The organism is Campylobacter sp. 2018MI10 (genome assembly GCF_018501175.1).
In the GTDB taxonomy this organism is placed as follows: domain Bacteria; phylum Campylobacterota; class Campylobacteria; order Campylobacterales; family Campylobacteraceae; genus Campylobacter_E.
This window is the reverse complement of the sequence record NZ_JAHCZD010000110.1, coordinates 1-418: the sequence shown is the minus strand read 5'-3', so window position 1 is coordinate 418 and position 418 is coordinate 1. Positions and strand designations below refer to the sequence as shown.

1 pseudogene is annotated in these 418 nt (G+C 34.7%); it reads left to right on the top strand.

What is annotated here, in order from left to right:
• A pseudogene (locus KJR01_RS09910) lies at positions 1-418 on the top strand (flagellar hook-associated protein FlgK); the annotation flags it as partial.

Genomic DNA, 418 nt, shown 5'->3' with positions numbered 1-418 from the left:
ATCTTACTGCAAAGATTAGCGGAGGACAGCTTGGTGCTCAACTTGACTTACGCGGTAGAAACTATAGCAAAAGCGAAGGAAAATATGAAGATGGAATTATCCAAGGTTATATGGATTCTTTAGATACTTTTGCTAAGACCATGATCAATGAAACTAACAATCTCTATGCAAGTTCTGCGAAAAGTTCTGTTACTTCTGATTATCTATCTGGGCTTAAGGGAGATATTCCTTTAGTTAATTACGACAGAACCATACAACCAGGAAGTTTTGATATAGTCATTTATGATGATAAAGGCGATAAAAAACTCACCAAAACCATCACCATAGATGTAAATACAACCATGAATGATATCATGCGTCAAATCAATGCTAATACAGATGATAATAACGATCACAATGCAAATAATGATGTTGATGA